Source organism: Dyella japonica DSM 16301 (assembly GCF_001010355.1).
Lineage (GTDB): Bacteria > Pseudomonadota > Gammaproteobacteria > Xanthomonadales > Rhodanobacteraceae > Dyella > Dyella japonica.
This window is the reverse complement of the sequence record NZ_JPLA01000090.1, coordinates 1-530: the sequence shown is the minus strand read 5'-3', so window position 1 is coordinate 530 and position 530 is coordinate 1. Positions and strand designations below refer to the sequence as shown.

Genomic DNA, 530 nt, shown 5'->3' with positions numbered 1-530 from the left:
TTATGCCTATTGCTGTTGCAATGAGCAAAGCAGAACAAGTTGATGTAGTACGTGCCGATGGAACGACTATTACTCATGTATTTCCTCATGAGATTGACTGGTCTGATAAGATTGCCCCCTTTGCTCGAATCACTGCATGGCGTTTCAGTAACCCATCTAAGGTCGCTTCTAAATGAAAATCACGAACAATCATGACGTGTCCTTGCCATTAGCTGTCTGGCTTTTGCATGACGAGTATGATTACGTGAAGGATAAAAAGTATCTTTCTGTGACTACCCTGCTTAAGCCAATTAAGCACATTGTCATGAAGCATCGTGTAGACCTTTCTGTAGAAAGTATGGACATCATGGATTTGGTGTCCACTTCTATGGGTACAGGCTTACATGATTCTATTGAGAAGGCATGGCATAACGGACACCACAATGCATTACGCAAGTTAGGGTATCCTGAGCGTGTCGTTCAGAATGTTGTCATCAACCCTACCCCTGAGCAGATTGCATCAAATCCAAACTTAATTCCTGTATGGATAG

General features: G+C 42.6%; 1 protein-coding gene. It reads left to right on the top strand.

Annotated elements, in window-relative coordinates:
• Nucleotides 1–172: 172 nt before the first annotated feature.
• Nucleotides 173–530 (top strand): hypothetical protein (locus Y882_RS19495; RefSeq protein WP_046973392.1); only part of this gene is annotated, 358 nt, incomplete at its 3' end.